The sequence below is a fragment of the Bacteroidales bacterium genome, assembly GCA_016707785.1.
Classification (GTDB): Bacteria; Bacteroidota; Bacteroidia; order Bacteroidales; family UBA4417; genus UBA4417.
Window position 1 is genome coordinate 1 of sequence record JADJGZ010000058.1, and the last position, 8,096, is coordinate 8,096.

Below are 8,096 nucleotides of genomic sequence, written 5' to 3' on the forward strand. Positions count from 1 at the left end.
ATCAAACATCAAACATCAAACATCAGACATCAAATATAAGACATTAAACATCAGACATCAAACATCCGACATCAAACATGAGACATTAAATATGATAACCTCGAGTCACATTGATCAAATGCCTCATAATTCCAGCATTCTGAGCGGGATACTCTGCACCGTATTTGCGGACAAGAATATTTACTACATGAGTAGCCGGAGGAAATCCGTAATCGGAACATGATCAAATCCAATAATATCATTATGCGCAAGGCGTTTGCAATCAAAGGGATCCAGGCTGCGAATTAGAAGTGACAAATTTATGATGAGGGGAATGGTGAGAACAATGGAGACATGCATAAGGTTTCCCACCATTTAACATAAATTCCATAGAGATAACTGGATCCTGGAAATTTCTCACTCTGGATCGGGCTGCTTTGTTTAAACACTGCTGAAGTACCACCAAGAGTACTTACCATGTGCGGGATTTAGAGTGTATTCATTGGTGGATTGGAGCATTTAGAATATTTTAGTAATTGTCAGAACTTCAGATGCAAATGATGGTGTCAATTACTCACCTAAATACACTCACATTGGAGATATCAAAGATAATCAATATATCTATGTAGAATCAAATCAGTTACATTAGGATGATAACGAAATATTGGTATATATCTTCTTGAACCACTGATCATTTGTATTTGATAAAGTGTTTTTCTCACTCTTTGACTTACATGGAGGCCATGTAGTCTTTTCAGAAGCAGTTAAAGTGGGACCTTCTTCATTTGCCGCACTTTTGGAGAATACTCTTTTTGTTGTCGGTGTAAAATAGATTCACCTTCTCCCGATCATGGATGACGGGCCAAACCCGGTACGCTAACCGGATCTCGCTGCATGCGGGAAGTAAACCCAGACACAAGCTGGAATTGATCCCCTATCAGGATCGTAATCGCGATATAAATAAAGTTTCCGAACTGGCATTTTGCAAAGGCCATAAAGCCTCTCTTTGTTGTGGGTGAAAGGATTCGAACATTCTCCCGTCATGGATGACGGGACAAAACCAGGTGGGACCGGACTGCGCCACCCCGAACAGTTTTTGCTTGGTCTTTTGGCGGGAAGGGGGATTACTTTCGACCCTGTGAATTTCGTGAGGGCTGACCCCGGTGCCGAACATTGGAATTTAGTCCGTATTTAATCGGGATTGGTTTAAGGTCGCAACAAATTTTTCTTAATTTTTTCCGAAATGGCATAAAAAAAGAGAGACTGGAGTCTCTCTCTGTTTGTCGGGGTGAAAGGATTCGAACATTCTCCAGTCATGGATGACGGGACCAAACCAGGTGCGCCAACCGGACGCGCTACACCCCGAACTACGACCCTTGGTCTTTGGCCGGGGGGTTTCTCCCTCCCCCGGGGAGTTTCTAGGGCTTGCGCGGCTTGAGACCCCCGGTACCTGCAATTGTTTGTGATTTATTCGGGATGATGTTAATCCACCATGTAATCAAAATTTTTTTGCCGAAATGGTACAAAAAAAGAGGACCCAAAAAGCTCTCTCTGTTGTCGGGGTGAAAGGATTCGAACCTTCTCCAGTCATGGATGACGGGACCAAACCAGGTGCGCTAACCGGATCCCGCTGCTTGCGGGGCTACACCCCGAACTATATTTTGACCTGTTGGTCTTTTGGCGGAGAAGGGGGGATTACTCATTCACGCTGTGAATTTCGTGAGGGCTGCGCCGTTCGAACCCCCCGGTACCGTTACCAGTACGACAGTTTAGTCCCGTCACTTAAGTCGGGATTGGTTTCAGCCACTCACCCACCAATTTTCATTTTAAGATTTTTTGCGGAAAGGGCATAAAAAAGAGAGACTGAAAGCCTCTCTCTGTTGTCGGGGTGAAAGGATTCGAACATTCTCCCGTCATGGATGACGGGACCAAACCAGGTGCGCTAACCGGATCCCGCTGCTTGCGGGGCTACACCCCGAACTATATTTTTGACCTATTGGTCTTTTGGCGGAGAAGGGGGATTGTCTTCCGCTGTAATTTCGTGAGGCTGCGCCGTTCGAACCCCCGGTACCGTTCCAGTACGACAGTTTAGTCCCGTCACTTGTGATCGGGATTGGTTTCAGCCACTCACCCACCAATTTTCATCTTTAAGATTTTTTTGCGAAAAGGCATAAAAAAAGAGAGGCTGAAAAGCCTCTCTCTGCTGTCGGGGTGAAAGGATTCGAACCTTCGACCCCCTGGTCCCAAACCAGGTGCGCTAACCGGACTGCGCTACACCCCGAACTATATTTTTGACCTATTGGTCTTTTGGCGGAGAAGGGGGGATTCGAACCCCCGGTACCGTTTCCAGTACGACAGTTTAGCAAACTGTTGGTTTCAGCCACTCACCTCTCCAATGGAAAATCGCTTTATTTTTTTATTTATTCTACCGTTACCAGTAGGACAATTTAGTCCTCACTTGCGACGGGATTGGTTTCAGCCACTCACCCACCTCTCCAATAGATATATCGCTTTCTTTTTTTATTTTATTCTTCCGTTACCAGTTGGACTGTTTAGTCCCGTCACTTGCGACGGGATTGGTTTCAGCCACTCACCCACCTCTCCTGATGGACAATTGCTGATTATGTTGATTTTTGCAAATCGGACTGCAAATTTACACTTAATTGTATACTCTGCAAATTTTTTATTGAGTTTGATATTAAAACATTCATCACATCTAAATCACAGGTAAATAGCGAATTAGACTAAAAATCTACAAAAAAGGTCTAAAAATGAACCCGGTTTTATTTCAAACAATCAGTTTTTTAGTCGTAGATTCGTTCAGAATAATGTTGAAATCACATGCAACCTTTTATCTTGTGGCATATCCTTTGATAAATATCGGTTCCAAAATAAAAACCATTTATATGAAAAAGATTGTTTTTCTTATTGCAATGATCACTGCTGCTTATGTCAGCAATGCACAAACCCAACCTTCTTCCTCATCAGAAACTTACAGGAACATTTACAAGGTGTCAGCTTCCATGTTCACAAGAAATACCTTTCAAATGGGGTTTGAACATTTTTCACACCCACAACAAGTTTACTAATCAATGCCGGCATGAACTTCAAGGACTCAGATAATGAAAGATTCTGGGGTTTTGGTGCAGAAGCGCAATTAAAATTCAATGTTTATACCCAAATCAATCCAAACAATAGTCATCGATTATATTTTGCCCCTTATATCATGAATAATTATGAAGAGGTAGAAAGAACTTACTGGAACAATATGGGCTATGATGAATGGAAAACAGATTCATTTGATGCTGTTGGAACAGGCGTAGTATTTGGCTGGTCATATTCTTTTGCGAATCGGATCAACCTGGATATTTATACCGGAGGCGGTATCAGAAAGGCGTTTGATGCTGAGAATGAGTATTATAATGGCATCTGGGATTACAGTTACAGCGGAATTGCTCCACGCTTAGGCATTGATGTTGGATTCTGGTTCTGATCACCCCTATTCGTTTTTATAGCCTGAATTGAAAATAGCAAATCGCATTGAAAATGCTCACAGCTTTCGATGGACTTCGAAGCATTGTTGAGCAGATCCCATTCAATCTTCGAATAAACAGATCAATATAAAGCATAAGAGCCGGGTTTGTGCCCGGCTCTTATTAGTTTATAATTAGTGTATTCAGTTTTTGTAGTAAATGGTAAGCGTTTCACTTAGTCATGGTCAATGTACACGAGTAAACTCCAAAGCGTTCATTCTGTAATGGTCCAATATAGGCCATTCCATGGGTTTCGAATTATTAACTAATTCAGGAGATCTTGGAACGATATACCGGCATATTTCCAGATTGAGTGGCAATTTGCTGGTCAATCTTTTCGAAATAGTCAGTCAGGGTATTGAGTAATTGTTCCCTACGGATGGGTTTAGCCAGGTATCCTGCACATCCTGCAGCATAACAAGCTTTCACATCATCAGGTAAAACAAATGCCGTTTGTGCAATAACAGGGAGGTCGGGACGTAGTTTCACAATTTCACGGGTGGCATCATAACCATTCATGATAGGCATATGAATGTCCATCAGTGCGATATCAATGCTAGGATTGACTTTCACCATTTCAATGGCTTCACGTCCGTTTTGTGCCCAAAGAACCCTTGCTCCGGTACGGCGGAGTACGGCCTCTATGTAAAGAAAGCTGAAATCAATATCCTCAGCGATCAGGATTGTGCGTCCCTTCCAATCATAAGGGAAAGCGGTTTCATTTGAATTCACGTTGCTCATTTCAGTTTGTTTTGGAGTTGAGTATGGTATAGTAAAGTAAAAGACTGTTCCATGTCCGGCTTCGGATTCTACCCAGATATTACCTCCGAGTAATTCTACCAGGGCTTTACTGATGGCTAATCCAAGTCCGAAACCATTTTGATTTGGTGTATCCGGTCTTGTTACCTGCCGGTAACGGTCAAAAATATAAGGTAAGTTTTCTTCGGCCATTCCTATTCCGGTATCTTTCACCCAGAATACTGCCCGATCCCCCCAGCGTTCCAGTGCAATCTCTACTTTACCCTTATTGGTAAATTTTAGCGCATTGGTGATAAGGTTAACCAAAACCTGGCGGACGCGGAAAGGATCACTGATTAAACATGCATCTGCGACTTCATCACTGGCCATCCATTTCAAGGATAATCCTTTATGGGTAACCATTGGATCCCTTGCAAATTGAAGCTGAAGTTCCCGGATCAGTTCTGCAGGATAGAATTCCTTTTCCTGAATTTTCATTTTTCCTGCCTCCAGCTTTGAGATATCAATGATATCTGTAAGAATAGAGAGCAAGGCAATCCCATTATTTTTGATAATATCAATATAACGCTCCCTTTCATGGGTGGTAAGGTCCGGATCAGCCAGTAATTCGGAAAATCCAAGGATACCATTAAGTGGAGAACGTATCTCATGTGACATATTAGCCAGGAATGCAGTCTTATTAAGGTTTGCATTTGTAGCCTCATCACACTTCAATTCAAGAGCTTGTGTTTTTTGTTTTTGATCTGTTACTTCATAAGCAATTCCAACATGATGAATCACCTGTCCTTTAGCATCAAGATTTGGAGTAAGTTTCACCCGGAACCACCGTTCTTCGTCACCATCCATCACCTTCATTTCTTCATCAAACTGATGGGTAACCTGGTAAAGGGCAAAAGATGCCAGCATATTGGCACGGTTGGATTTATCCAGGGCTTTGAACATAAAGTATGGCCGATTCATCAGAATTCCTAACGGCATCCTGACCAACTGCCTGCTATTCGGACTGATATAAATCATTCCTTTTTCATCCCACATCCAGAAAAAGGTGTTAGTCTTATTGAATGAATCAACAAACCAATCAGTTACAGATAACTGGCTGACTTGATTCACATCCTTTTCCCTGGCATAGAAGAGGCAAATATCATTTGGATTTGCACTGGAATTCTTATTCCCGGCAATATACACTTCAATCTCCCTCCCATTTTCACAGGTAAAGCCTATTCCTAGTATACCCGGGGCTTCATTCTGAGGGGTACGAATCAATGACGCATATTTAAGAATATCCTGGGGGACAATGAATTCAACAAAATCTTTTCCAATAATATCTACTGCTGAATAACCAGTAATCTGGCAAAACTCTTTATTGATGAACATGATCTTTCCATCGGCGACCATAATCATTCCCTTATTCCCGGCATTTAAACTTGAAGTTCTTGACTGTGGAGTCTTTGAAGAAGGAGTATTTTCAACAGGATCGCCAGTCATCAGATCAAAATTGTCGGAAAACAGAAATGAACCAGGAGAAGTAATCCGGGAAAAAGCAAACCAGCTGGAAGCAAAAATGGGTTGGACCGAAAGGCCAAGTATAAGGGTAAGAAAAAGAAGGAACCAATTAAAGAAACTGTGGGTTCGATTAAAGGAGAATAAGAGATCTGTAGCAAAACCAAGAATCGGGAGCCCTGCCTGAAGTGGGCTGTTTTGCATGCTGTAAACCAGAAAGATAACAAGTCCGGTTAGCATGTAAAAACCCAAAGGGGCTAGAATGAGTTTCTTGTAGTTGAGTACCAGATGATGAGTTTTGTACACAGTGAGTAGTATTTTTGAGTACACGAGTTGTATAATCTCCTAACATCTATTTATTGATCTTTCATAAAAAAGTAATATACTCAAATAGAAAACCTATTAAAAAAAGTTTTTATTTAATAATAAATAGCATTTTGTACTTTTGCAGCCCAGAAAAAAACTGTGGCCTTTTATGAGTACTACAGTTTTCTTTCTTCTGGCCTCGTAGCTCAGTGGATAGAGCAGCAGCCTTCTAAGCTGCGGGTCGAAGGTTCGAGTCCTTCCGGGGTCACATGATCCTTTATTTAAAGAGGCTGTCTCAAAAGGACAGCCTCTTTTATATGTACATTCAGGATAAAACGAAGTTACTCCTATCGGTAAAACTCATTCTAATCAGTTGATATCAGTTGACGGATTGCTAACCTGTCAAGCATGATTTTACAAAATAAATTCCAGGTAATTATCTTTATTGATATTCAGATAATTTGAGCCATACTCACTGCTCCAACTTAGAGGGATCCTTGTTTTCGACTTGCCGGATTTGATCTCGTAGGCAAAATACTCTCCCTTGAACTCTTCCACGTAGTCAATTTCGGTTCCGGAATAGGTTCGCCAAAAATAGCAATTGACATTCATCTTATTATAAAAAAGGTATTTTCTACGTTCAGCAATGATAAAGTTTTCCCATAAAGCGCCGGAATCGTTCCTATCGTTTAGATACTTCATGTTGTCAATCAATATATTACGAATACCCGTATCATAAAAATAGTATTTCTGTGATTTGCTTATCTCTTTTCTAGGGTTATGGCTGAATGCCGGGAGTTTGAATATCACAAAAGATTGTTCCAGCAGAAAAAGATACCTTTCTACTGTTTCACGATTCAACCCTAGTTTAATGCCGAGTTCATGGAGCGAAACCTGCGATCCCACCTGATAAGCGAGCAATTTCAATAAATCCCTGATCTTCAGCGGGTATTTAATCATTTCCAATTCCAGGATATCTTTATATATAAGAGAAGATGATATGTCACGGAGGTAGTCTTCTTTTTCAGCATGGTTCACGTTGTTAGCCACTTCAGGATAAGAACCGAAAATCAACCGTTCTTCAAGCTGGTAATTTAACTCGAAGTTATTATTGGTTTTTGCAAGTTCCTGCATGGAAAGTGGCAGTAAGGTGTATATCTTTTTTCGTCCAGCCAGTGATTCAGAAACACGACCGGAAAGCAAAAAGGAGGAGGATCCTGTAATTAGGATTTTTAGCTCAGGCAACTCGTCATGAAGAATTTTAAGGTTTATCCCTATTTCCGGAATCCGTTGTCCTTCATCAATAAACAACAATTCATACCCTGCCACAAGTGACTTGAGTTTACCCAAATCCCTACTTGAAAGAACTTCAATATATTTTGATTGATCTGCATTGATCATGAGGGTTTTAAGTCCTATCTCCTGAATAATATGCCTTGAAAGTGTCGTTTTTCCTGCTTGACGCGGGCCATAAAGCAGGATGACCTTTTTAAGTTGTTCTAGATCAGAGATGATTTGTGTTTTTAACAAACGATCGATGTGCATGTTGGATGTATTAACCTTGCAAATATATTAAATTTTATGGTTGAACGTAAATATTAAGGTTAAAATTTATGGTAGAAAGAAAATTTTAACAGTTGCATGAGCTAAAAAAACTCATTGTTATTCCATTCACCACCGATTGACGTTGATTATCTCTTAAGATTTAATTATTCCGCAAACATTCTAAGCATGAGTAATCTTAAGATGAACTGGACAACAATAAAAACTATGAAACATTAACTATATATTTTCCTTCCACAAAATATTTAGTGATTTACTCTATGAACATTTCTGATCTATTTCTGTTTACAATCTCCTACGTCACAAAATAACTCCCAGTTATACTAAGATTGCTGACTACCCTGGTTTTTCTATTAAGCCAGATATTAAATTTCTTTCTCCACAGGTTACTTTGAAGTGCTTGATGATTTATTCTAAAAACATTGAAGTTTAATCAAGCATTTATACACCTGCATA

5 protein-coding genes and 5 tRNA genes are annotated in these 8,096 nt (G+C 40.5%); 4 read left to right on the forward strand and 6 right to left on the reverse strand.

All coding sequences use genetic code 11. The annotated features are described in order from the left end of the window. Positions 1–994 precede the first annotated feature (994 nt). Positions 995–1,174 carry a hypothetical protein gene (locus tag IPH84_19235; protein ID MBK7175296.1) on the forward strand — a complete coding sequence of 60 codons (180 nt, stop codon included), beginning with the start codon at positions 995–997 and terminating at the stop codon, positions 1,172–1,174. Between the two features lie 88 nt (positions 1,175–1,262). Here the strand turns inward: IPH84_19235 and IPH84_19240 are convergent. From IPH84_19240 to IPH84_19255, 4 genes are all read right to left on the reverse strand, one after another. After that, positions 1,263–1,344: transfer RNA gene (locus tag IPH84_19240), tRNA-OTHER, on the reverse strand. 192 nt (positions 1,345–1,536) lie between these two features. Further along, positions 1,537–1,631 (reverse strand) — tRNA-OTHER (locus IPH84_19245). A 554-nt stretch (positions 1,632–2,185) separates the two neighbouring features. Continuing rightward, positions 2,186–2,260 (reverse strand) — tRNA-Pro (locus IPH84_19250). 27 nt (positions 2,261–2,287) lie between these two features. Beyond that, positions 2,288–2,373 (reverse strand) — tRNA-Ser (locus IPH84_19255). Positions 2,374–2,885: 512 nt separating this feature from the next. On the opposite strand from IPH84_19255, the gene IPH84_19260 reads away from it, so the two are divergent. Together IPH84_19260 and IPH84_19265 are read left to right on the forward strand one after the other, a co-directional pair. Continuing rightward, the gene (locus IPH84_19260; protein ID MBK7175297.1) at positions 2,886–3,068 is read left to right on the forward strand and encodes a hypothetical protein; all 183 of its coding nucleotides are present in this window, start codon (positions 2,886–2,888) and stop codon (positions 3,066–3,068) included. An 11-nt stretch (positions 3,069–3,079) separates the two neighbouring features. Further along, positions 3,080–3,472 carry a hypothetical protein gene (locus IPH84_19265; protein ID MBK7175298.1) on the forward strand — a complete coding sequence of 131 codons (393 nt, stop codon included), beginning with the start codon at positions 3,080–3,082 and terminating at the stop codon, positions 3,470–3,472. Positions 3,473–3,782: 310 nt separating this feature from the next. Here the strand turns inward: IPH84_19265 and IPH84_19270 are convergent, their stop codons facing one another. Beyond that, entirely contained in the window at positions 3,783–6,077 is a 2,295-nt protein-coding gene (locus IPH84_19270; GenBank protein MBK7175299.1) for a response regulator, read from the reverse strand. Between the two features lie 195 nt (positions 6,078–6,272). On the opposite strand from IPH84_19270, the gene IPH84_19275 reads away from it, so the two are divergent. Continuing rightward, positions 6,273–6,345 (forward strand) — tRNA-Arg (locus tag IPH84_19275). Between the two features lie 146 nt (positions 6,346–6,491). On the opposite strand, the gene IPH84_19280 is transcribed toward IPH84_19275, so the two are convergent. Then, on the reverse strand, positions 6,492–7,622 hold the full coding sequence (locus tag IPH84_19280) for an ATP-binding protein (GenBank protein MBK7175300.1): 1,131 nt from the start codon (positions 7,620–7,622) through the stop codon (positions 6,492–6,494). Positions 7,623–8,096 lie beyond the last annotated feature (474 nt).